Source organism: Sphaerimonospora cavernae, assembly GCF_042435035.1.
Classification (GTDB): Bacteria; Actinomycetota; Actinomycetes; order Streptosporangiales; family Streptosporangiaceae; genus Sphaerimonospora; species Sphaerimonospora cavernae.
Genome location: NZ_JBHMQT010000014.1, coordinates 194,840 through 216,896, shown reverse-complemented (window position 1 = coordinate 216,896; position 22,057 = coordinate 194,840). Strand labels below are relative to the sequence as shown.

Sequence of the window (22,057 nt, the reverse complement as noted above, 5' to 3'; positions counted from 1 at the left end):
CGGGGCAAGGTTTTGCCCGTCATAGCTGTCGGATGCATCACATTGTGACGATCCGTCACGGTTTAGACCAGAACTTGTAATGCATCCGGGATAGAACGGAAGATCACCCATTCGTGCTCTCCCAGGTAGTCCCCGTCCAGTTGGAAGGCCACCGGCCGCGCGGCCAACAGGGTGAACTCGGCCTCGTCGTGAAACTGGACGAGGTGTTTACCCGCCGGTAATGAATGCCGTTCCCCGACGATTTGGCGGACGAGCGCCGCCATGGTCGGCAGGTTTAGCTTCCGGAGTCCCAGCAGATCGAGACCCGTCTCGAACGTGGCCAGCGGCGTGGGGTTGATCGGACGTGGTCCCGCGTAGGTCCAGGGTGTGGTGTTCGACACGATGGCGAGGAAGATCTCCTCCTCGTCCGGCCGGTTCGGACGCCGCAGCCGGAGGGCGGGATGTCGGCGGTCCGTCACGAAGAAGTGGCGCACCGCTGTATTCACGTAGAGGGCGGGCAGGGCGCGCTGGCCCGTGCTTCGCAGCCCCTCCACGGCCCTGACGACCTCGGCGTCGTACCCAAGCCCCGCGCAAAATGTGAAATATCGAGACCGGCGATGGTCTGGGCCCCCATCTGCCCCGGGATCGGGGCCCGAAACCTCGTCATGCCAGATGGCCTGGCCCAGCCCGATCGTCCGGCGCCGCCCGTCGCGCAGCGCCTCCAGCACGGCACCGGTGGCCTCGACCGGGTTGTTCGGCAGACCCAGCGCCCGGGCGAACACGTTGGCGCTGCCCCCCGGGATGATCACCAGGGTCGGCCGCTCGCTCGCGTGCCGGTCGGGTTGCGCGCCGAGCAGCCCGTTGACCGTCTCGTTCATCGTGCCATCGCCCCCCAGGACGGCCACCGCCTCGAATCCCCGTGCATGCGCCGTACCGGCGAGTTCCATGGCATGGCCCCGGTACGCGGTCTCCTCAACTGACAGATGCACGGCCGCGCCAAGCGCCCGGATCAGCACGTCGCGGGTGCGTTCGTGCGTCGTTGTCGCCTTTGGATTGACGAGGAGGAGTGTCCGCATGCCCTGAAGGTTAACGAACGCTTTACCGCGGACGCCTGCGACACCACGTAGAAACGAGAGGCGGACCAGGCGCCGCCGCCGCAAAACATCGGTGCCGGGGCGCGGATACGTACGGGTAGGGTTGGGCGGTGTGATCCGCCGTTCCGCCGACCGTCCCGTCACGGTGACCGTGGCCGCCGCTGTCCTGGCCGCCCAGGGCCTGCTCGTGCTGACCCTCGGCGGGTACGTCGCCGTCGAGACACTGATCGGCGAACCCACCGACACGATCACCAGCCTCGCGGTCGCCGGGTTCGGCCTGCTCGCCGGCGCCGGGCTGCTCTGGGTCGCCTACGGTCTGTGGCGGGTGCTGCGCTGGAGCAGGGGTCCGGCCGTCGTGACACAGATCTTCGTGCTGCCGGTGGCCGTCACGCTGATCCAGTCAGGACAGTACGGCTACGGCGTCCCGCTTGTGGCGGCGGCGGCCGTCGCTCTGGTCACAGTGCTCGCGCCGACATCGACGCGAGCACTGATGGGCGAGGACGGCCGCCCCGGCACCTGAGCTCAGTCCTCAGCGGTGAGGCCCTCGCGGAGCTGGGCGAGGGTACGGGCCAGCAGCCGGGACACGTGCATCTGCGAGATCCCCAGCTCGTTGGCGATCTGCGACTGGGTCATGTTTCCGAAGAAGCGCAGCAGCAGGATCCGTTTCTCGCGCGGCGGGAGCCGTTCCAGCAGCGGCTTGAGCGACTCGCGGTACTCGACGCCCTCCAGCGACTCGTCCACGATGCCCAGCGAGTCGGACACGGCCGGCGCGTCGTCGTCTCCGGAGTCGGGGGCGTCGAGGGAGACCGTCGAGTAGGCGTTCGCCGACTCCAGGCCCTCCAGCACCTCCTCCTCGCTCATCTGCAGGTGCGCGGCGAGCTCGGCCACCGTGGGCGCCCGGCTCTCCCGCTGCGACAGCTCGCTTATCGCCTTGGTCAGCGAGAGCTTGAGCTCCTGCAGGCGGCGTGGTACGCGCACCGCCCAGCCCTTGTCGCGGAAATGCCGCTTGATCTCCCCGACGATGGTCGGGGTCGCGTACGTGGAGAACTCCACGCCCCTGGCCAGGTCGAACCGGTCGATCGACTTGATCAGCCCGATCGTGGCGACCTGCGTGAGGTCGTCGAGCCACTCGCCGCGGTTGCGGAAGCGCCGCGCGAGGTATTCGACCAGCGGCAGATGGAGTTCGACGAGTTCGTCGCGGATGCGCTGGCGCCTCGGGTCGTCCGGGGGCAGTTCCGAGAGCTCCGCGAAGAGCGTGCGCGCGCGGACGCGGTCGGGCACGGCCGAGTCGCCGGAGGCCATGGCACTCGTCCTCTCCATCACGCCGGCCTCGCTGTGCCTCGGCGCTTGCGCAGGACGATCGCCATGTGGTCGGCGTGGTCTGACAGGGCGTCCACATCGTCGGCGAGGGCCGTGAGGACCATCCAGGCGAAGTCCTCCCGGTTGGGGGAGCTGACGCCCACCGTGTTCACCTCGACCCGGACCGTCATCTCCTGACCGGTGAGCTCGAACTCCGCGAGAAGGTCGGTGCCGGGTACGGCGTGCCGGAGAAGCATGGCGCACGCCTCGTCGACGGCGATGCGAAGATCCTCGATCTGGTCGAGGGTGAAGTCGAGCCGTGCCGCGAGCCCGGCGGTAGCCGTACGCAGCACGGAGAGATAGGCGCTCACTGCGGGCAGCCGGACGGTGACGGCGTCGCGAATCCCGGTCAGATCCACCGCAGGCGTCTCGGTTTCCTCGGTCACGTTCCTCCTCGCCCCTTCGCCGCCGTCCCGGAGACCGACCTTCGCGGTCGGCTCTCAGCGGGCGGCTCTTTCGCAGTCGGCGCTTCGCAGTCGGCCCCATCGCAGACGGCTCAGTGCCCTGACTGCAACCTACCGCCACTCGCCTCCTGATGCTCCGCTCCCCGGCCCTGATTATGGTGATCCTTGGCAGTAAGCGCCGGTAAATTCCCTGCTAGATCACCTTTCCTATTGATCGCCGCGAAAATGAGCGGGCCCCGCCCGATCCGGTGACCGTGGAACCGGAAGATCGTGCGGGGCCGGAAGGCGGGGCCGGAAGAACGCATTGCCTCAGGCGGCCTTGGTCTCCCAGAAAATCTTGGCGATCTCTTCGATCTTGGCGAGCAGCTCGTCCGCCTGGGCGGCGTCCACGGCACCCTTGGCCCCGGCCGCGCCGGCGAGCTTGGTGGCGTCCCAGAAGAGCTGGTGGAGCTGAGGGTACTGCTCCAGGTGCGGGGGCTTGAAGTAGTCGGTCCACAGCACCCACAGGTGGTGCTTGACCAGCTCGGCCCGCTGTTCCTTGATGATGAGGGCGCGCGTACGGAAGACCGGGTCGTCGTTCTCGGCGTACTTCTTCATGATCGCCTTAACCGACTCGGCCTCGATGCGGGCCTGCGCCGGGTCGTAGACCCCGCACGGCAGGTCGCAGTGGGCGGATACTTCGCGCTTGGGTCGCAGCAGTCGTGCGAACATCGGAATCCTTCCTTAGGCATGCTGGTGACAGCACTGTCCAAGACCGACCTTACTCGTCCGGAAATGCTTGCGCTGAGGGGGATGATGCTGACCGCGGTGCGTGTCGCCGGGGACTCGATGCTGCCCGTCCTGCGGCCCGGAGACCTGCTTCTCGTCCGGCCCGGCGCGCCGATCAGGCCCGGCGACCTGGTGGTCGCCAGACGGCCGCACGGGCTGATCGTGAAACGGGCGTTCCAGCTCACCGGGGAAGGATGGTGGCTGGAGAGCGACAACCAGTCCGCGCCCGGCCGCCGGGACAGCTGGGACTTCGGCGCCGTTCCGGAATCCGACGTCCTGGGCAGAGTCGTCCTGCGCTACTGGCCCCGGCCGACCCGGCGTTTCCCCCCGAGCCCGCAGTTCTAGGCGCCGCGTTTGCGTGCGCGGTAGGCGGCCACGTTGGCGCGGCTGGCGCAGCGCTCCGAGCAGTAGCGGCGGGACCGGTTCGACGAGGTGTCGAGGTAGGCGTTGCGGCAGGGGGAGGCCTGGCAGATGCCGAGGCGGTCGACGCCGAGGCCGGTGACCACGCTCGCCAGGCCCATGACGGATCCCACCGCCAACGCATCGGCCACCCGCCCGCCCTCGGTCAGATGCATGTGCCAGCGCTGGCCGTCGTGGCCCGAAATCTGTGGATGCACGGGATGTCGGACCAAGAGGCCGTTGAGCCGCTCGACGACGTCGTCTTCGTCACCCTCGGCCGCGGCCTGGAAGACCCCGGCGAGTTCCTCGCGTAGCTCCCGCAGTGCGTCGAGATCCCGCCGGGTGACCCGGGCGGCCGACTCCCTGCGGCCCGTCTCATCGAGCAGTTCGCGCAACTCGGTGAGACCTCTGAGCTCGTCGCCCCTGTTGACCAGCAGGACGGCCAGCTCGGCATATGACGTCAAGTCCACTGGGACGCCCAAGTGCGTAAGAGATCAATTGTAAGCCGAGTATTACACGCGGCGCGTCCCAGGGGAACACCTGCCTCCAGACGAGTGAGCCGGGATGTGGCACAATCAGGGAACGGGTGACCCCCGTACCCCCTTATGAGACGCCCGTCGACGACGACGGCCTCGGGCGGCTACCGAAGCCTGGGCTCTTCGTTACATTGCGGCGTCTACCGAAGGAAATCGTCCTTATGACACTGGGGTCGCTGTGACCGTTACACCTGTTTCTCTCGAATCTCTCGATCTGGACCCCGCCTTCGCCCTGCACCGCGGCGGCAAGCTGGAGGTCCGTTCCACCATTCCGGTCCGTGACGCGGACGATCTGTCGCTCGCCTACACGCCGGGGGTCGCCCGTGTGTGCACCGCGATCGCTGACGCGCCTGATCTGGCCAACGACTACACCTGGGTGTCGAACGTGGTCGCCGTGGTGTCCGACGGCACCGCCGTTCTCGGCCTCGGCGACATCGGGCCGGCCGCCGCCATGCCCGTCATGGAGGGCAAGGCGCTGCTCTTCAAGGAGTTCGGCAACGTCGACTCCGTGCCGATCTGCCTCGATTGCACCGACACCGATGCGATCGTCGAGACCGTGGTCCGGCTCGCGCCCTCGTTCGGGGGCATCAACCTCGAGGACATCAGTGCGCCGCGCTGCTTCGAGATCGAGAACCGGCTGCGCGATCTGCTCGACATTCCCGTCTTCCACGACGACCAGCACGGCACGGCCATCGTGGTCCTCGCCGCGCTGCAGAACGCCGCGCGCCTGACCGGGCGCTCGCTCGGGGAGCTTCGCGCGGTCGTGGCCGGCGCCGGCGCCTCCGGCGTGGCCGTCTCCCGCATCCTGATCGGGGCGGGCATCGGCGACATCGCGGTCTCCGACTCCAAGGGCGTCATCTATGGCGGGCGTGAGGGGCTGAACCCGGTCAAGGCGGCGCTGGCCCGCGACAGCAACAAGCTCGGCCTCACCGGATCGACCGAGCAGGCGCTCGCCGGTGCGGACGTGTTCATCGGCCTGTCCGGGTCGACGGTGACGGAGGAGGCCATCGCCTCCATGGCACCGGACGCGATCGTGTTCGCGCTGTCCAACCCGACGCCCGAGGTGGAGCCGGACGTGGCGGCCAGGTACGCCCGGGTGGTGGCCACCGGGCGCTCCGACCATCCGAACCAGATCAACAACGTGCTGGCCTTCCCCGGGATCTTCCGCGGGGCGCTCGACGTCCGGGCCACGGCGATCACCGAGAACATGAAGCTGGCCGCGGCCACCGCGCTGGCCGAGGTGGTCGGCGACGATCTCTCGGAGAAGTACGTGATCCCCTCACCGTTCGACGCGAGGGTCGCCCCCGCGGTGACCGCCGCCGTGGCACGGCAGGCCCGCGAGGACGGCGTCGCACGCAAGTAATCGTTGCGATCCGCGTAACCCGATCTCGGCATCGCACGGCACGAAAACAGATCAACCCGTCGACTCGAGGATCGGTTGACGGGCGACCGGGGCCGGTGGGCGCACTCCCGCTCACCGGCCCCGCGCGTTTTCACGGCCGCGAAGATTTGGGAATCCCTTTAGAGGTTCACGGTCCGTGCTATAAAGAAAGCTCTCCGTTACCTATCGGCTATGTCTGTCCTGGTGAGGAGAGTCATGCGACGCGCCCCCGACCCGCCGTTCCAACGGCATCTCGCCGATGCCGCGCCGTCCCGTACCGGCCGGACGCCCGGCCTGCTGGCCGGGATCTTCTCGCTCAGGCCCGTGCGGTGGCGGGAGCCCGCCGAGGACCCCGGCACGCCGTGCGGAGCAGTGCCTCTCGGCCTCGGGCAGGAGTTCCCCCACTCATGGGAGAAGGGCGTGGCGAGCGTGACAGCACTGTGGCAGGCCGACGTCGAGCGGCGCAGGTTCCTCATCGACTCCACCTTCGTGCTGGGAGCGGGATCCGTGGGGGTCGGAGGCTGGCTGAGGAATCCCACCCCCGACCGGCTCTCCGCCGACGGTCCGCGTCGCGTCGGGGTCTCCGACGTCGCCTCGATCCGGGAGGTCACACGTTCGTTCGGCGAGCTGGACAACCGGTTCGGCGGCGGCAGCATTCGCGGGCCGGTCGTGCGATATCTGCACACGGCGGTGACCCCGCTGCTGCGTGACGGGTCGTACGGCGAGGCGACCGGGCGTGCGCTGGCGACGGCGGCGGCCGAGCTGACCCGGCTCGCCGGATGGATGGCCTACGACCTGGAGCAGCACGGCCTCGCCCAGCGCTACCTGATCCAGGCGCTCGGGCTGGCCCGTAGCGCGGGTGATCACGGCCTCGCCGGCGAGATCCTCGCCGGGATGAGCCACCAGGCGATCTACATAGGGCAGCCACGCCACGGTCTTGAGCTGGCCGGGGCGGCGGTGGTGGCGGCCGAGCGCTCCGGGGTGTTCTCTCTGCTGTCGGAGGCCCGGGTGCTGGAGGCGCACGCGTTCGCACGGCTCGGCGACGGCACGGCGTGCGCCGCGTCCCTGCACGCGGCCGAGACCGCCTTCGACCGGCGCTCGCCACGGGACGAGCCGAAGTGGATCGGCTACTTCGATGAGGCGTACCTCGCGGCCAAGTCCGCCCACTGCCTGCGCGATCTGGGTGACGGAGCCAGAGCCGTACGACATGCCAGACGGTCGCTGGTGATGGACGGGCGGTACGTGCGCGGCAAGATGTTCAACTTCTCCCTGCTGGCCTCGGCACTCATCCAGCAGGGCGAGCTGGAGGAGGCCTGCGACGCCGCCACCTCCGCCCTGGACCTGGCCGAGGGCATCCAGTCGGTCAGGACCCGGTCGTACGTCGCGGACCTGCGCGGCAGGCTCAAGCCGTACGCGGCGCAGCCACGAGTGTCGGCGCTGCTCGAACGCTGCGGCCGACCCGCGGAGAGCTGCTCGCCGGTCGGCGCGGCGTGATTCAGAGGCTACGCCCGGTTATCTGATTCTGCCCGGAATTGGCGGGCGGAGTCGTAGACCGTGTAAAGCTCCCCGTCGAAATATGGGGACACGGCCGTCGCCGTACGGCCGGTTCCGGAGAAGCCGATGGTGAGGCCGTTGAGATAGCCGAGGCCGCGAGGGCTCCGGTAGGCGGCGAGCCAGGGGGAGCCGACGGCGTCCGTGCGGGTCGGCCGCACGCCGATCAGGCCCGTCGCCTTGATGGCGGGATCCGCCGCCGCGAACGGCCTGCCGTACGACGAGACGAGGGAGCCGCCTCGCCTGGCGTGACCGATGATGAGGAGAGGCCTGCCGATCCGGAGGTTGTAAGCGAGACCCTGCCCGCCGACCCGATCACCGAGGCGCCCGGTGTCCGTGAAGCCCAACCCGTTCCCGGGCCAGGGCTCCGACTGTTTCCCGGCGTCGGCGCGGCGCGGCGCGAGCCCGTCGGCCACGCTGACGAACGCGTAGTCGCGGTCCGCGTCTCCGTAGGTGGCGAAGTCGCGGTGGGTGAAGGCCTGCCGGCCGATGTAGATGCCCCACGGCGCCCTGCCGCGGTGATATCCAGGGATGAACACCCAGTTGCGCAGCGTGGTGGCCGAGCCGGGCCGGATGTCGTAGACGCAGTGCCCCGCCGTCACGACCAGATCGCCGTGATCGGAGCGGACGGACGTGGCCGAGCACCAGTGTGGCCGGCCGTCCGCTCCCATGAAGAACGCCTTGCCGATGGTCCTGGGCGGGTTGATGTTCTTGGAAGTGCCGCTCCGCGTGCCGTTCCCGGCCTCGGCGGCGCGCGATCGGTCGCTCTTCGGCTCGGTGCGCGCGGAGGCGGCGGCGCCCTTCGCCTTCCCGGCCGCGGCCGCCACCAGGCCCGGCTTCACATCAGGGCCGGGGCCGCCGAGCAGGGCACGCTTCGCGGTGATCCCGGTTTCTGGGGCGTACGGCGTCGCGGACAGGAGGGCGCGGCCACCGTTCTTCAACCAGAACGTGGCGACCGAGGCGGCCTGCGACGAAGTGGCGAGGGCGTGGCTCAAGGCGATGTCGTAGCCCTCCGCCTTGATGACCGGCATGGGGGCCTGGAGAGGGACTGCCTGGGCTCGAACGGGGGTCGGCACGCCCGCGGCGAGTATCAATACCGCCGCCACCACACCCCATGGGGGGAGGGGCATGCCCTTCACCGGAACTCCTCGCGCTGCGGCGCACTTTCGGCACCGAATTCGTAAATATGTGGCCGCAGAGGAAAACATACAGCGAGCAGGCCGCGCATCGGAAACGAAGTCAGCCGGTGAACTCGCGGGTCGCCTGCGCGTACACACGCTGGGTGAGCGTGTTGAAGTAGGGCGCGGAGATGGCGTCGAGTCGGTCGCCGCCGGTCAGGTTCCAGGTCAGGCTGGTGACGCCGACGAGATGGCCGGTCCGCTTGACACTGTTGTAACCGATCACCCAGGGGCCGCCGCTCGCCCCGGAAGTGAAGCCGCAGCCGGGCAGCCGTACACCGTAATTGAGCTGCCAGGTCGGCGCGCTTACGAACTTCTTCTCGGTGGTGCCGCCGCACCTCCTGACGACCTGTCCCGTGAACGGCCGGGTGCCGTCGGGCTGAGCACCGGCGGGATAACCGAACACTGTCAGCCGTTGCCCGGCCGACTTGCCGGTGGAGAAGCGGAACGCGCCCACCTTGTCCTCGACCCGGCCCGTGTCCGCCGGCCGGTACTTCACCTTGCCCGCCTCGGTGTAGGGCTGCCAGGTGAAGCCGCGATGGACGGTGACGAAGGCGTAGTCACGATCGAAGTCGCCCTTGCCCGCGAAGTCCTCATGCATGTAGAGCGTGTGACCCACGAAGATCCCGGCGTCGGCCCTGCCGTCCTGATAGGACGGGATGAAGATCCAGTTCTCGACCGGCCTGTCCTGTGCCAGGGCGTACGCGCAGTGACCGGCGGTCGCCACCAGGTTGCGGTACTTCGAGTGCACCACGGAAGCCGAGCACCAGTACTCCTTGGCCCCGACCTTGAAGAACACCTTGCCGACCATGGGTGGGGCGGTGGTGGCCCGACGGTTTTCCGGCAGGGGCGTGACCGTCCGCTGCGCACGCGTTCGGCTCAGTTCGGCGGCGGAGGTCGTCGCCTTGCGTGTGGCCGCCGGCTCGGACGGCTTGGTGCTCGGTTCGTAGCTGCTCGCCTGCTTGAGCCGTTCTGGGCTCCAGTACGCCGCGACCCGTTCCATGTCGGCTTTCGCCGGCGCCAGGGGATAGGAGCTGACCCCGTTCTGAAGGAAGGCGGCGCTCTGGAGGGCGGCGGCGCTCACCTGAAGGGGTGGTACGGCCGCGGGGACGGGCTCCGCCCGACTCGCGAGCACGGCGATCACACCCGCGGCGGCGAGGGCGCCACCGATGGCGAGTGTGAGATGCCTGGCCACTGTGACCTTCCAGTGTGGTGATATGGATACTAAGGGGTGATTTTTCCAGATCCATACGGTTGCGGCACAGCTTTGTAACCGTCTCGTTATGAAACCGGCGGAACCAAAGGGATCAGTGGTGCGTCAGATTTGGCCATGGCCCGGGGTGGGCGCTTGATCGTGCCTGCCCGTCCCGGAAGGCTGACCATCAGCCGAAACGGGGGGATCCAATGAAGCCACTCCTTGCTCTACTGGCCGGTACGGCCTTCGCCGCCGGCATCGTCACACCCGCGCAGGCGGACGAGGGGCCGCCGGCGCCCGCATCCGCATCCTCACCCGCATCATCCAGGCCATCCATCGCACAGACGCCCGTCGGCGTTTCCGAGTCCCGCACCGTCTCAGCTCCCGGGCCGATGACCCTGATCGGCCGGCCGGGCGCCAAGGGCGGGCAGAACCTCGGCAACGTCCGGATGATGCTCGTGACGGCCACCTCGGGAGGCGTATCCGAGTCCGACCTCCCCGACCAGTACGCCTTCCTGAACTGCCGGCCGGTGGGTGGATCCCACCCGGGCGCGAAGGACGCGTGTGCGGCCCTGGCCAAGGTCAAGGGCGACCCGGCCAGCCTCCGGCCGGTTAAGGGGACGAACTGCCCCATGGTGTACAGCCCAGTCACGGTCACCGCCAATGGGATCTGGGACGGGAAGTACTTCTGGTACCGCCGCACATACGGGAACAAGTGCGAGATGCGGTCTGTCGAGGGGGGCGTCTTCGCCATTTGACCCCACTGCCCGTATGAGGGTCGTAAAACCGATCGCGAGGGGGCACGGTGGTTTCGTCCATCGAGCCCCCTCGTTCTGCTCGGCACGGCAGGGCTCAAAGATCGTCTGGGGGAGTGCCGAGTAGGGTGCGGCTATGTTCGCCGTTACCGCCACGCAGATCGATCCCGACAACCCGCTGAAGGGGATGACCCTCGGTGAGCACCCCGAGCCGACGGTCCCAGACGGTTGGACGACGGTCACCGTACGGGCCGCCGCGCTGAACCACCACGATCTCTGGACGCTGAAGGGCGTCGGGATCAACCAGGACCGGTTGCCCATCGTCCTCGGTTGTGACGCCGCCGGCGTGGACGAGGACGGCAACGAGGTCATCGTCCACTCGGTGATCGGCACGCCCGTGAACGGAGACGAGACACTCGACCCCAAGCGCTCCCTGCTCTCCGAGGTGTACGACGGCACGTTCGCCGAGAAGGTCGCCGTCCCGAAGCGCAACCTGGTGCCGAAGCCTGAGGCGATCTCCTTCGAGGAGGCCGCCTGCCTGCCCACCGCCTGGCTGACCGCCTTCCGGATGCTGTTCGACAAGGCCGGGCTGGAGCCGGGATCGACCGTGCTCATCCAAGGCGCGGGCGGCGGCGTGGCAACCGCCTTGATCATACTCGGCCGCGCCGCCGGCTACCGCATGTGGGCGACCAGCCGGTCTGAGGAGAAGCGGGCCCGTGCCCTCGAACTCGGCGCCGACCGCGTCTTCGAGTCCGGGGCGCGGCTGCCGGAGCGAGTCGACGCCGTGATGGAGACGGTCGGCGAGGCCACCTGGCAGCACTCGCTGGCCTCGCTGCGCGCCGGCGGCCGGATCGTCGTCAGCGGCGCGACCAGCGGGATGGTCGCCCCGACGCAGCTCGCGCAGGTGTTCTTCCTGCAGAAGTCCGTGGTCGGATCCACAATGGGCACCCGGGATCAGCTCGCCAGGCTGGCGGTCTTCCTCGAGCAGACCGGGGTGCGCCCACTGGTCGATCGGGTGCTGCCGCTCACTCAGGCGGAGGACGGCTTCGCCGCGATGCACCGCGGCGCCCTGTTCGGCAAGATCGTGTTCACCCTCTAATCGTCGTCTCCCCATTCCGTGATCTTGTGATCATGGGCTTCCCAGTGGGTCAGCTGGTTCCCAGAGTGTCGCGGATGCGCCGGGTGGCCTCGTCGAGCGCGGCCCGGCACTCCGCCAGGGCCGACTCAGTCAGTTGTCCGTCGTCGGCGACTCGCCGTACCTCGCCGACGAACTCGGCCAGCAGGCATCCGAGTTCGGCGTCGGGGCCGGGGCTGCCCGGCCTGCCGATCCACGACCGGCTCTCTTCCCAGATGCGGCGCCACTCGCGCTGCCAGCGCTCGGCCTCCTCACGCAGGTGGTTCTTGTGACGGCGCCAATCCTCCTTCTGCCGCCGCAGTTCCTCCTTCGCCTGCTGGTGCTGGCGCTTCCACTCCTCCCGGTTGGCCCGCCAGGCGTCGCGTCCGCTCCGGTCGGCGTCGTGTTCGGCGTTCCTGCCGATGTCGCGGGCCATCTGGGTCAGCTCTTCCCGCAGCGAACGTACGGTCTGCCGTACGTCCTCCTTGACCTCCCGCGCGATGTCCTGCACCGAGGCGGTGATCTCCCGCTCCAACTCGGCCAACTCGTCCATCCGGTTGAGCAACTCGGCCCGCCCCTTGTCGGTGATCGTGAAGACCTTCTTGCCGTCCACGACCTCATGGGTGACCAGGCCCTCCTCCTCCAGCCTCGCCAGCCGGGGATAGATGGTGCCGGGGGAGGGGGAGTACACGCCGAGGAAGCGGTCCCGCAGCAGCCGGATCACCTCGTAGCCGTGCCGCGGACTCTCCTCCAGTAGTTTCAGCAGGTACAGCCGGAGCCGTCCGTGCCCGAACACCGGGCTCATGCCATCTCCTCTTCCGCGTCCGCTTCCGCGGTCTCCTTGCTCAGCAGCGTGACGGCGCCGGACACCGTGCTCGCCGAGACGTACGCCATGCCGCCGCCGAGTCGTCCGGCGAGCGACTTCGACCCCGGGTGACCACCGCCGAGCCCGGGGAAGGCCGACTTCAGCAGGCCCGAGGCGGAACGCAGGGTGACATCGGCGTCGACCGACTGCGGCAGCCGTACGACGATGGCACCGCTGACGCTGTTCAGCGTGACATTGCCGGTCGGTGTCAGCCGCAGATCCGCCGTGATCCGGCCGGAGACGGTCTTGGCGTTGAGCCTGCGCGGCGTCCCGCCGGCGATGGTGAGCTCGCCCGACACGCTGGTGAAATCCATGTCGCCCGCCAGGCCCCGGCTCTCCACCGCTCCGGAGACCGTCTCGGCGTGGACCTCGCCGCTCACCCCGTCGAGCACGATCTCACCGGAGGCGCTCTTGACGTTCGCGCGGCTCTCGAAGCCCGCAACCACCGCCGAGGCGGAGATCACCCCTACCTGCACCGGGCAGTCTTTCGGCACTGTCAGCGTGAGGGTCGTGGACTGCGGCCCGGGCTTCAGCCAGTCGAGGATGCCGTCCCAGGTCAGATCCCGGTACGCCACGGTGAGCCGGCCGTCGTCGTCCTGGGTCACTATCAGTGGTGATTTCCGGATATCGGTCACCTCCAGTGTCGGCGGCCCGTCGCTGGCCAGTACGGCCAGACGTCCGGCCACGATTCGCACACTCAGACTGGTGACCGTGTCAAAGGTCAGTTGTCCGGGCTCCTGGACAGTCCACTGGGGCATTGCTCGACCCTTCCCGTGCGAGAACAGCACTCTCACAAGACACGATATATCGCGTCTCGCAAAAGTCAAGATGTATCGCGTTTGAGGAAGGGTGAGCCGGAGGGGCCGTGCTACTCGTCTTCGTTACTCGACTTCCGTTACTCGTCTTCGTCGAGGCGGGCCAGCCAGGTGGCCAGCCGATCCACGGGGGTCTCGAACTCCGGGTTGAGGTCGACGAACTCCCGCAGCCGCTCGGCCAGCCAGATCATGCTGACCTCCTCCTCGCCGCGCCGGTCGGTGAGCTCCTCGATGCCCCTGTCGGTGAAGTACATGTCCTCTTTTCTCCAGTCAGCGGAAACCGCGCCTGCTCGAAATGTTCCTGTCCATGGGGAAGTCCCCCGCGATCGTGACCGTGGGGGACTTCCATCTTTCTCGTACGGCTCGCCGGGCCACGCGCCGGGGGGCGCACAGGCGGCTAGCCGAAGATCTCCTTCAGCATGGTGGCCAGCTCCGCGTCGTGCTTGGAGTGCGAGCCGGTCGCCGGCGACGAGTTCGGTGTACGCGACACCCGGCGCAGCCTGCGGCCGCCCAGCAGTTCCGGCTTCTCCATCATCTTCAGGCTCAGGTACGGCCAGGGGCCCATGTTGACGGGCTCGTCCTGGGCCCAGATCAGGTCGACGCCGGCGCCGTAGCGGTCGATCTCGGCGCTCAGCGGGTTCTCCGGGAACGGGTAGATGCGCTCCAGGCGGACCAGGGCCACATCGTGCCTGCCCGTCTTCTCCCGCTGCGCGAGCAGGTCGTAGTAGACCCTGCCCGAGCAGACGACGACCCGCGTCACGGCCGCCGGATCCACGGTCGAGTCGCCGATGACCGGCCGGAACGAGCCCGAGGTGAAGTCCTCGGTCGCGGAGGCGGCCGCCTTGTGGCGCAGCAGCGACTTGGGTGTGAACACGACCAGCGGCCGGTGCCGGTTGGACAGCACCTGCCAGCGGAGCAGGTGGAAGTAGTTCGCCGGCGTGGTCGGCTGGGCCACCGTCATGTTGTCCAGGGCGCACATCTGCAGGAAACGCTCGATGCGCGCCGAGGAGTGGTCCGGCCCCTGGCCTTCGTAGCCGTGCGGCAGCAGCAGCACGACCGAGGAGCGCTGGCCCCACTTCTGCTCACCGGACGAGACGAACTCATCGATGATCGACTGGGCGCCGTTGGCGAAGTCGCCGAACTGGGCCTCCCATGCGACCAGCGCGTCCGGCCTGACCACGCTGTAGCCGTACTCGAAGCCCATCGCGGCGAACTCGCTGAGCAGCGAGTCGTACACGTAGAACTTCGTGGTTTCGTGATTGAAGGACTTGAGCGGCGTGTGCTCCTCGCCGGTCACCCGGTCGACGAGCACGGCGTGCCGCTGGCCGAACGTGCCGCGCCGGGAGTCCTGGCCGACCAGGCGCACCGGGTGCCCGTCGATGAGCAGTGAGCCGAAGGCCAGGAGCTCCCCGGTCGCCCAGTCGATGGCGTCATCCGTGATCATGGCGCCGCGGCGCTGCAGCATCGGGGCCAGACGTGGGTGGACGGTGAAGCCCTCGGGCAGGTTGAGCTGGGTCTCGATGACCCGCTTGACCGTCTCCTCCGAGATCGAGCTCTTGGTGTCCTCGTGCGACCACGGGATCAGCTCGTCCGGCTCCGGCACCACGACCGAGCCGGGCTCGAGCGGCTTCTTCGAGGCCTCGCGGGTCTCGGTGAAGGCCCGTTCGAGCTGTTCCTGGTAGTCGCGGAGCGCCTGCTCGGCCTCCTCGACCGTGATGTCGCCGCGGCCGATCAGAGCCTCGGTGTAGAGCTTCCTGGTGGACCGCTTGGCGTCGATCAGGTCGTACATCAGCGGCTGGGTGAAGCTCGGGTTGTCGGCCTCGTTGTGGCCGCGCCGCCGGTAACAGATCATGTCGATCACGACGTCCTTGCGGAACGCCTGGCGGTACTCGAAGGCCAGCCTGCCGACGCGGACGACCGCCTCGGGATCGTCGCCGTTCACGTGGAAGATCGGCGCCTGGATCATCCGGGCCACGTCCGTCGCGTAGACGGAGGAGCGGGAGCTCGCCGGGCTGGTCGTGAAGCCGACCTGGTTGTTCACCACGATGTGGACGGTGCCGCCGGTGCGGTAGCCGCGCAGCTGCGACAGGTGCAGGGTCTCGGCCACCACGCCCTGACCGGCGAACGCCGCGTCGCCGTGGACGAGCACGGGCAGGACGGTGAAGCCTTCCTCGCCCCGCTCCAGCAGGTCCTGCTTGGCTCGGACGACACCCTCGAGGACGGGGTCGACGGCCTCCAGGTGGGAGGGGTTCGCCACGACCGATGCCTTGATCTTGGTGCCGTTCGCGCCGACGAAGTCGCCGCTCGCACCCAGGTGGTACTTCACGTCGCCGGAGCCGTGCGCGCTGCGCGGGTCGAGGTTGCCCTCGAACTCCCCGAACACCTGCGCGTAGGACTTGCCGACGATGTTGGCCAGGACGTTCAGCCGGCCGCGGTGGGCCATGCCGATGACGACCTCGTCGAGCTCGTCGTCCGCCGCCGCGCTGATCACCGAGTCGAGCAGCGGTATGAGCGACTCGCCGCCCTCCAGCGAGAACCGCTTCTGCCCGACGTACTTGGTCTGCAGGAAGGTCTCGAACGCCTCGGCCGTGTTGAGCCGGCGCAGGATGTTGAGCTGCTCCTCGCGGTCGGACTTGGCGTGCGCCTTCTCCACCCGCGCCTGGATCCAGGCACGCTCCTCCGGCTCCTGGATGTGCATGTACTCGATGCCGACCGTGCGGCAGTAGGAGTCGCGCAGCACACCGAGGATGTCGCGCAGCTTCATCAGGGGACGGCCGCCGAAACCGCCCGTGGCGAACTCGCGCTCCAGGTCCCACAGCGTCAGGCCGTGGGACTTGATGTCCAGGTCCGGGTGCTTGCGCTGCTTGTACTCCAGCGGGTCGGTGTCGGCCATCAGGTGGCCGCGTACCCGGTAGGCGTGGATCAGCTCCAGCACGCGGGCCGACTTGGTCACGTCGTCATCATGGGTGGCCGAGATGTCCGGTTCCCAGCGGATCGGCTCGTACGGAATGCGCAGCGACTTGAAGATCTCGTCGTAGAAGCCGTCGGCGCCGAGCAGCAGCTGGTGGATCCGGCGCAGGAAGTCGCCCGACTGGGCGCCCTGGATGATCCGGTGATCGTAAGTGGAGGTGAGCGTCATCACCTTGCTGATCGCGAGGCGCGAGAGCGTGTCGGTCGACGCGCCCTGGTACTCCGCCGGGTACTCCATCGCGCCGACGCCGATGATCGTGCCCTGGCCCGGCATCAGGCGCGGCACCGAGTGGACCGTGCCGATCGTGCCCGGGTTGGTCAGCGAAATCGTGGTGCCCTGGAAGTCCTCCACGCCGAGCTTGCCGCCGCGGGCCTTGCGCACGATGTCCTCGTACGCCACCCAGAACTGGCGGAAGTCGAGGGTCTCCGCCTCCTTGATCGACGGAACGAGGAGCTGGCGGCTGCCGTCCTCCTTCCGCACGTCGATCGCCAGGCCCAGGCCCACGTGCTCGGGCTTGACCAGGACCGGCTTGCCGTCGACCTCCGTGAAGGAGTGGTTCATCTCCGGCATCGTCGCGAGCGCCTTGACGATGGCATAGCCGATCAGGTGCGTGAAGGAGATCTTGCCTCCACGCCCGCGCTGCAGGTGGTTGTTGATGACGATGCGGTTGTCGATGAGCAGCTTCGCCGGCACCGCGCGCACGCTGGTCGCCGTCGGCACCGCCAGCGACGCCTCCATGTTGAGAGCCGTACGGGCCGCGGCGCCGCGCAGCCGCTCCTCCGCCGCGCCGGCGGGGACCGGAGCCGGCTTCGCCTTCGCTGCCGCCGCCGGAGCGGGTTTGGCTGCCGGAGCAGCGGGCTCCGCCGGGGCGGGCCGCGCTGCCGGCACGGCCTGTGCAGCCTGTGCAGCCGGTGTTCGCGTGACCTGTGCGGCCGGTCCGGCGGCCGGGGCCTTCGCGCCGTTCGGCGCCTCACCCGGCACGCCCGCGGGAGCGGCGGCCTCAGGAGAAGCGGTCTTGCCGGTCCCGCTGTAATCAGCGAAGAAGTGCCACCAGGCCTTGTCCACAGACTCGGGGTCCTCGAGGTACTTCTGGTAAAGCTCGTCGACAAGCCATTCGTTCTGTCCGAAGCTTGCCAGCGGGTCTGTCCGCGACGACTCAGACGACACGGCGGAAATCGCCCTCTTCCGCAGATCGGCGTTGATGTTTGGTGAACCTGTCCCAGGCTACTCGCCTTGAAACGGTCAGGGACGCGTAGCTTGTTCCAGGCTCCGGCCCATCTTCCCAGGACCGATCGAACAGGTCACGCCCTCATGGCCCGATTGGACGATGAGATAGTACTTCCCCTTGGTCATGCGTGTATCGGATGGCCGAATTCAACCGACCACTCGAGACTCGATCCGCACCTGCGGGCTGACCTCGGCGAGCAGTGCGGCGAGTTCGTCCCCGGCCGCCGACAGTTCCTCGAGCGACAGCGGCTCCAGCCGTTCGAGCAGGAACAGCGCGTCCACCGTCTCCTCGGTGATCCTCGTCCGCACGCACTGCCGCCAGTTCCACCGGCGGCAGGTCACGCCCGCGTCGTCGCGCCACACGACCTCGCCGATATGCGGGTCGCCGAGCGCCTCGTCGGACGGTTCGTCCCCGGCCGCCCGGACCAGGCGCGCCGTTCCCTGATAACGGCGCAGGTCCTCGCCGCCGATCGGCAGGCCGTGCCGTACGGACACGGTGTTGTACGCGTCGACCACGAGGTTGATCTCGGGCAGCGGCATTCGCCGGATCAGCGCGTCGACCGACGGCCGGGTGCGCTGCGGCTTGGCGCCGAACGCGCGGTACGCGGCGCGCCACGCCTCGATCTTCTCGTGGTCGAGCGGTACGGCGTCGGCCGCGGCGGCGGCCAGCCATCCGCGGGACCTGTCGTCACTCGGTCCGTTGCGCAGCCCGTACGCGCAGACGACCAGCACGGCGAAGTCCGGACGCAGCGCGGTGACCGCCGCGTCCACCCGGATGTCATTGATCACACCCCAAGCCTAGGGCCATGCCCGTACGCGACGGTCGGATGAAGCGTGTGTTCGACCTTCCTCTATGTACGGCTGCCCGCCCCGCGCGCGGCATCCGGGGACCCCCTTGTAGAACGAAATTCGGTTGGCGGGCACAATCGAACGTGATCGGGTCTGCGAGAGGGGTGGAAGCCGATGGCCAAGAACGGTGTGACGGCGGCGAACGAGGAACAGCGTGCCGCCTGGTTCGACGGAGCGATGCCGCGGGTCGAGCGAGTACGGCCCGGCCTGTGGTCGCTCCCCGTACCGATCCCGATCAATCCGTTGCGATATGTCCTGGTGTACGCCTTCGAGATCCCCGACGGCGTGGTGATCATCGATGCCGGATGGAACACCGACGAGGCCTACGCCGCGCTCGAAGCCGGACTCCGGACCGCCGGATATGAGATCGGCGACGTCAAGGCCGTGCTGGTCACGCACATGCATCCCGACCACTATGGCCTCGCCGGACGCATCCGGGAGGCATCGGGCGCGTGGATCGGCCTTCACGAGGCCGATGCCCGCCTCCTGCACGACCGCTATGACGAAGACGCGATGGCACCCCTGATCGACCTGCAGCGCAGGCAACTCGTCATGTGCGGAGTGCCCGACTTCACCGCGCAGGAGTTGGCCGGGGCGTCGAAGGCGATCCGCGATTTCGTGACGATGGCCACGCCCGACCGGCTCATCGAGGACGGTGAACGGCTCGACCTGCCCGGCTGGGACCTGCGGGCGCTGTGGACCCCCGGGCACACGCCGGGTCACCTGTGCTTCGTGGAGCCCGAGCGGAAGCTGCTCTTCTCCGGCGACCACGTGCTCGCGAAGATCACGCCCCATGTCGCCGCGCATCCCCAGTCGGGGCCGAACCCGCTCGCGGACTACCTCGACTCCCTGCGCGAGGTCGGCAAGCTCGACGTGGACGAAGTGCTGCCCGCTCATGAGTTCCGCTTCCTGGAATTGGGCGCGCGGGTCGACTACGTGATCGCCCACCATGAGGAGCGGCTGGCCGAGATCGAGCGTGCCGTGGCGGAGTCGCCCGGTCTGACCTGCTGGGACATCGCCACCCGGCTGACCTGGTCGAGGCCCTGGGAGACGATCCCGCTGTTCATGCAGCGGACCGCGAACAACGAGACGCTCGCACACCTCCTGTGGCTGAAGGCCCGCGGGCTGCTGACCCACGTGCCTGGCGAGCCCGGCCACCCCGACCTGTGGTCCCCCCCTTCCCCGTGATCTTGCGAATGCTCGCAGAGACGGTCGTGGGGGCCGCCCTGGGCGGAGAGGTCAGCCGATCTCTGGGCGGCGGGGGGTGGGCTCGCGGCCCGGCGGCTGGCGGATCCGCGGTCCGGGGGTCGGCGGCGGCGGGTTCTGCCGGGTGGCCGGATGCTCGTCGAGCGTGAACTCCTCACCATGGTGGGCCAGCGGCAGCGGGGGGCCTTCCAGGAGATGATAGGTCGTCGTGCTCTGGGTGATGTCGACCTGCAGGAGGCGCCCCCGGTAGCGCAGGCGGAAGCTCAGCCGGGTGATGCCCGAGGGCAGTCGCGGGGCGAACTGGATCCGCCCGCCGCCGGCGCGCATCCCGCCGAACCCGTCGACCAGCGCGATCCAGGCGCCGGCGAGGGAGGCCATGTGGACGCCGTCGCGGGTGTTGTGCTGCAGGTCCCGAAGGTCGACCAGCGCCGCTTCGCCGAGGTAGTCGTGCGCGAGCTCCAGTTGTCCGACCTCGGCGGCGAGCACTGCCTGGGTGCACGCCGACAATGACGAGTCCCGGACGGTCAGCGCTTCGTAGTAGGCGAAGTTGCGTGCCTTCTGCTCGGAGGTGAACGCGTCGCCGCACGTGTGCATGGCGAGCACGAGGTCGGCCTGCTTGACCACCTGCTTGCGGTAGAGGTCGAAGTAGGGGAAGTGCAGCAGCAACGGGTACTGGTCCGGCTTGGTGGCGGCGAAGTCCCAGACCGCGTGCCGGGTGAACCCCTCGCTCTGTGAATGCACCCCGAGGTGCTCGTCATAGGGGATGAAGATCGCCGTGGCGATGTTCCGCCAGATCGCGGCATCCTCCAGCGTCACCCCCAACTGCTCGGCACGGTCGGGATGACGGATGATCACTTCGGCGGCGGCGCGCAGGTTACGCTGCGCCATCAGGTTCGTGTAGACGTTGTCGTCCGCGATCGCGCTGTACTCGTCCGGGCCGGTGACCCCGTCGATGTGGAACCGCCCGTCGACGTCGTGGTGGCCGAGGGAGCGCCACAGCCGGGCGGTCGCGACGAGAAGAGGCAGGCCGATGTCACGCTCGAACGCCACGTCGCCGGTCGCGTCGACGTAGCGGGTGACCGCGTCCGCGATGTCGGCGTTGATGTGGAACGCCGCGGCTCCGGCCGGCCAGTACGCGGAGCACGCCTCACCGTTGATCGTGCGCCAGGGGAAGGCCGCGCCCTCCAGCCCGAACTGTGCGGCGCGTCTCTCCGCGAGCGGCAGGATCGACTTCCGCCACGTCAGCACGTCGGCGGCGGGCTGGGGATGGGTGTAGGTGAGCACGGGCAGCACGAAGGCCTCGGTGTCCCAGAAGACGTGCCCGTCGTAGCCCGAACCGGTCAACCCCTTGCCGGGGATGGGCCGCTGCTCCGCCCTGCAGCCGGCCTGCAGCAGGTGGAACAGCCCGAAGCGGACGGCCTGCTGCACCTCCGTGTCGCCCTCGACCTCCACGTCGGCCCCCTCCCAGAAATCGTCGAGGAACCTCCGCTGCTCGGCGCACAGGCCGTCCCATCCGGCCAGCCGGGCGGCGGCCAGCGCGGCCACGACCTGGTCGTGCATGGCGGGCCGGGACCGCTGCGCCGACCATCCGTACGCGAAGAGCTTCGTCAGCCGTAGCCGCTGCCCCGGCTCCAGGAAGGTCGCGATCGTCACCCTGCTGACGTGCTCGCGGCCACCGGCGTCGACCTGGGTGTTCTCGGGGCCGTCGACGTCGTGCCACATCCCGGCCGCGACGCGCAGCCGGCTGGCTCGGGTGATGTGGACCATGACCGCCACCCCGTCCGCGGCCGGCAGGTTCTCCTCCAGCACCAGGGGATTCTCCAGCGCGGCCGCGGCACGAGGGTCGGAGCCCGACTCGGGCAGGGTCTCGTTGGCCACCAGTTCCGACTGCACCACAGCCTTCACCGGGTGGTCGACCGGCTCGACCTCGTAGCGGATGGCGGCCACCGCGCGGTGGGTGAACGACACCAGCCGGGTCGAGGTGAGACGGATCTCCCCCTTCGTGGGCGAGGTCCAGTGGACCTTGCGGGTGAGGGTGCCCGCTCGCAGGTCGAGGATCCGCTCATGTTCGTGCAGCGTGCCGTACCGCACGTCGAAGGGTTCGTCGTCGACCAGCAGCCGGATCAGCTTGCCGTTGGTCACGTTGACCACGGTCTGCCCGGACTCCGGGTAGCCGTACGCGGTCTCGGCGTGCGACAGCGGCCGCAGTTCGTAGACGGAGTTGAGGTAGGTGCCGGGAAGTCCGTGCGGCTCGCCCTCGTCGAGGTTGCCGCGCAGGCCGACATGCCCGTTGGACAGCGCGAACACCGACTCGGTCTGCGCCAGCACGTCCATGTGCAGTCGGCACTCCCGTACCGACCACGGTTCGACGATGAAGGCCGGATGCTTGATCACTGTGCCTCCCTGCTCGT

General features: G+C 68.7%; 20 protein-coding genes. 7 read left to right on the top strand and 13 right to left on the bottom strand.

The window, feature by feature from the left end:
- Positions 1–62: 62 nt before the first annotated feature.
- Positions 63–1,055 carry a diacylglycerol/lipid kinase family protein gene (locus ACFHYQ_RS10065; RefSeq protein WP_394300833.1) on the bottom strand — a complete coding sequence of 331 codons (993 nt, stop codon included), beginning with the start codon at positions 1,053–1,055 and terminating at the stop codon, positions 63–65.
- A 130-nt stretch (positions 1,056–1,185) separates the two neighbouring features.
- Here ACFHYQ_RS10065 and ACFHYQ_RS10060 point away from each other — a divergent pair, with 130 nt between their 5' ends.
- Positions 1,186–1,593: a hypothetical protein gene (locus ACFHYQ_RS10060; protein ID WP_394300832.1), complete on the top strand. Its 408-nt coding sequence runs from the start codon at positions 1,186–1,188 to the stop codon at positions 1,591–1,593.
- Between the two features lie 2 nt (positions 1,594–1,595).
- Here the strand turns inward: ACFHYQ_RS10060 and ACFHYQ_RS10055 are convergent, their stop codons facing one another.
- The 3 genes from ACFHYQ_RS10055 to sodN form a co-directional block, all read right to left on the bottom strand.
- Positions 1,596–2,396, bottom strand: coding sequence for an RNA polymerase sigma factor SigF (locus ACFHYQ_RS10055; protein ID WP_394300831.1), 801 nt, complete (start codon positions 2,394–2,396; stop codon positions 1,596–1,598).
- On the bottom strand, positions 2,393–2,818 hold the full coding sequence (locus ACFHYQ_RS10050) for an ATP-binding protein (protein ID WP_204017822.1): 426 nt from the start codon (positions 2,816–2,818) through the stop codon (positions 2,393–2,395). The genes ACFHYQ_RS10055 and ACFHYQ_RS10050 overlap by 4 nt, the downstream gene beginning before the upstream one ends.
- A 327-nt stretch (positions 2,819–3,145) precedes the next feature.
- Positions 3,146–3,547 carry a superoxide dismutase, Ni gene (gene sodN / locus ACFHYQ_RS10045; protein ID WP_394300830.1) on the bottom strand — a complete coding sequence of 134 codons (402 nt, stop codon included), beginning with the start codon at positions 3,545–3,547 and terminating at the stop codon, positions 3,146–3,148.
- A 63-nt stretch (positions 3,548–3,610) separates the two neighbouring features.
- Here sodN and ACFHYQ_RS10040 point away from each other — a divergent pair, with 63 nt between their 5' ends.
- Entirely contained in the window at positions 3,611–3,949 is a 339-nt protein-coding gene (locus ACFHYQ_RS10040; RefSeq protein ID WP_239089896.1) for a S24 family peptidase, read from the top strand.
- On the opposite strand, the gene ACFHYQ_RS10035 is transcribed toward ACFHYQ_RS10040, so the two are convergent.
- Positions 3,946–4,473, bottom strand: a complete 528-nt coding sequence (locus tag ACFHYQ_RS10035) for a CGNR zinc finger domain-containing protein (RefSeq protein WP_394300829.1) — start codon at positions 4,471–4,473, stop codon at positions 3,946–3,948. The genes ACFHYQ_RS10040 and ACFHYQ_RS10035 overlap by 4 nt on opposite strands.
- Positions 4,474–4,717: 244 nt before the next feature.
- Here ACFHYQ_RS10035 and ACFHYQ_RS10030 point away from each other — a divergent pair, with 244 nt between their 5' ends.
- Complete coding sequence (locus tag ACFHYQ_RS10030; protein WP_394300828.1) at positions 4,718–5,902, top strand: NAD(P)-dependent malic enzyme; 1,185 nt, start codon at positions 4,718–4,720, stop codon at positions 5,900–5,902.
- A gap of 234 nt (positions 5,903–6,136) precedes the next feature.
- A complete protein-coding gene (locus ACFHYQ_RS10025) occupies positions 6,137–7,414 on the top strand; it encodes an NsdA family TPR-like regulatory protein (protein ID WP_394300827.1) in 1,278 nt (425 codons plus the stop codon).
- Between the two features lie 8 nt (positions 7,415–7,422).
- Here ACFHYQ_RS10025 and ACFHYQ_RS10020 read toward each other — a convergent pair whose 3' ends face one another.
- Complete coding sequence (locus ACFHYQ_RS10020; protein WP_394300870.1) at positions 7,423–8,601, bottom strand: trypsin-like serine peptidase; 1,179 nt, start codon at positions 8,599–8,601, stop codon at positions 7,423–7,425.
- A gap of 109 nt (positions 8,602–8,710) precedes the next feature.
- A complete protein-coding gene (locus tag ACFHYQ_RS10015) occupies positions 8,711–9,844 on the bottom strand; it encodes a trypsin-like serine peptidase (RefSeq protein WP_394300826.1) in 1,134 nt (377 codons plus the stop codon).
- Between the two features lie 209 nt (positions 9,845–10,053).
- Between ACFHYQ_RS10015 and ACFHYQ_RS10010 the strand changes: the two genes are divergently transcribed.
- Complete coding sequence (locus ACFHYQ_RS10010; protein WP_394300825.1) at positions 10,054–10,602, top strand: SSI family serine proteinase inhibitor; 549 nt, start codon at positions 10,054–10,056, stop codon at positions 10,600–10,602.
- Between the two features lie 133 nt (positions 10,603–10,735).
- A complete protein-coding gene (locus tag ACFHYQ_RS10005) occupies positions 10,736–11,698 on the top strand; it encodes a zinc-binding dehydrogenase (protein ID WP_394300824.1) in 963 nt (320 codons plus the stop codon).
- 49 nt (positions 11,699–11,747) lie between these two features.
- Here ACFHYQ_RS10005 and ACFHYQ_RS10000 read toward each other — a convergent pair whose 3' ends face one another.
- The 5 genes from ACFHYQ_RS10000 to ACFHYQ_RS09980 form a co-directional block, all read right to left on the bottom strand.
- On the bottom strand, positions 11,748–12,518 hold the full coding sequence (locus tag ACFHYQ_RS10000) for a PadR family transcriptional regulator (RefSeq protein ID WP_394300823.1): 771 nt from the start codon (positions 12,516–12,518) through the stop codon (positions 11,748–11,750).
- On the bottom strand, positions 12,515–13,264 hold the full coding sequence (locus ACFHYQ_RS09995; protein ID WP_394300822.1) for a DUF4097 family beta strand repeat-containing protein: 750 nt from the start codon (positions 13,262–13,264) through the stop codon (positions 12,515–12,517). Before ACFHYQ_RS09995 ends, ACFHYQ_RS10000 begins: the two co-directional genes overlap by 4 nt.
- Before the next feature lie 209 nt (positions 13,265–13,473).
- Positions 13,474–13,647 (bottom strand): DUF6104 family protein, encoded by a 174-nt coding sequence (locus ACFHYQ_RS09990; protein ID WP_394300821.1) that lies wholly within the window; start codon positions 13,645–13,647, stop codon positions 13,474–13,476.
- A gap of 143 nt (positions 13,648–13,790) precedes the next feature.
- Complete coding sequence (locus tag ACFHYQ_RS09985) at positions 13,791–17,531, bottom strand: multifunctional oxoglutarate decarboxylase/oxoglutarate dehydrogenase thiamine pyrophosphate-binding subunit/dihydrolipoyllysine-residue succinyltransferase subunit (RefSeq protein WP_394300820.1); 3,741 nt, start codon at positions 17,529–17,531, stop codon at positions 13,791–13,793.
- Between the two features lie 207 nt (positions 17,532–17,738).
- On the bottom strand, positions 17,739–18,380 hold the full coding sequence (locus tag ACFHYQ_RS09980; RefSeq protein ID WP_394300819.1) for a B3/B4 domain-containing protein: 642 nt from the start codon (positions 18,378–18,380) through the stop codon (positions 17,739–17,741).
- Positions 18,381–18,554: 174 nt separating this feature from the next.
- Between ACFHYQ_RS09980 and ACFHYQ_RS09975 the strand changes: the two genes are divergently transcribed.
- On the top strand, positions 18,555–19,628 hold the full coding sequence (locus ACFHYQ_RS09975; protein WP_394300818.1) for an MBL fold metallo-hydrolase: 1,074 nt from the start codon (positions 18,555–18,557) through the stop codon (positions 19,626–19,628).
- 51 nt (positions 19,629–19,679) lie between these two features.
- Here ACFHYQ_RS09975 and ACFHYQ_RS09970 read toward each other — a convergent pair whose 3' ends face one another.
- Positions 19,680–22,040, bottom strand: coding sequence for a glycoside hydrolase family 65 protein (locus ACFHYQ_RS09970; protein WP_394300817.1), 2,361 nt, complete (start codon positions 22,038–22,040; stop codon positions 19,680–19,682).
- Positions 22,041–22,057: the final 17 nt, after the last annotated feature.

Bases quoted from the DNA above. Each gene is read 5' to 3' on its own strand.
- ACFHYQ_RS09990 (WP_394300821.1), bottom strand. From the start codon at position 13,647: ATGTACTTCACCGACAGGGGCATCGAGGAGCTCACCGACCGGCGCGGC.
- ACFHYQ_RS10005 (WP_394300824.1), top strand. From the start codon at position 10,736: ATGTTCGCCGTTACCGCCACGCAGATCGATCCCGACAACCCGCTGAAG.
- ACFHYQ_RS10020 (WP_394300870.1), bottom strand. From the start codon at position 8,601: ATGCCCCTCCCCCCATGGGGTGTGGTGGCGGCGGTATTGATACTCGCC.
- sodN (WP_394300830.1), bottom strand. From the start codon at position 3,547: ATGTTCGCACGACTGCTGCGACCCAAGCGCGAAGTATCCGCCCACTGC.
- ACFHYQ_RS10040 (WP_239089896.1), top strand. From the start codon at position 3,611: ATGCTTGCGCTGAGGGGGATGATGCTGACCGCGGTGCGTGTCGCCGGG.
- ACFHYQ_RS09975 (WP_394300818.1), top strand. From the start codon at position 18,555: ATGGCCAAGAACGGTGTGACGGCGGCGAACGAGGAACAGCGTGCCGCC.
- ACFHYQ_RS10065 (WP_394300833.1), bottom strand. From the start codon at position 1,055: ATGCGGACACTCCTCCTCGTCAATCCAAAGGCGACAACGACGCACGAA.
- ACFHYQ_RS10025 (WP_394300827.1), top strand. From the start codon at position 6,137: ATGCGACGCGCCCCCGACCCGCCGTTCCAACGGCATCTCGCCGATGCC.
- ACFHYQ_RS10010 (WP_394300825.1), top strand. From the start codon at position 10,054: ATGAAGCCACTCCTTGCTCTACTGGCCGGTACGGCCTTCGCCGCCGGC.
- ACFHYQ_RS10000 (WP_394300823.1), bottom strand. From the start codon at position 12,518: ATGAGCCCGGTGTTCGGGCACGGACGGCTCCGGCTGTACCTGCTGAAA.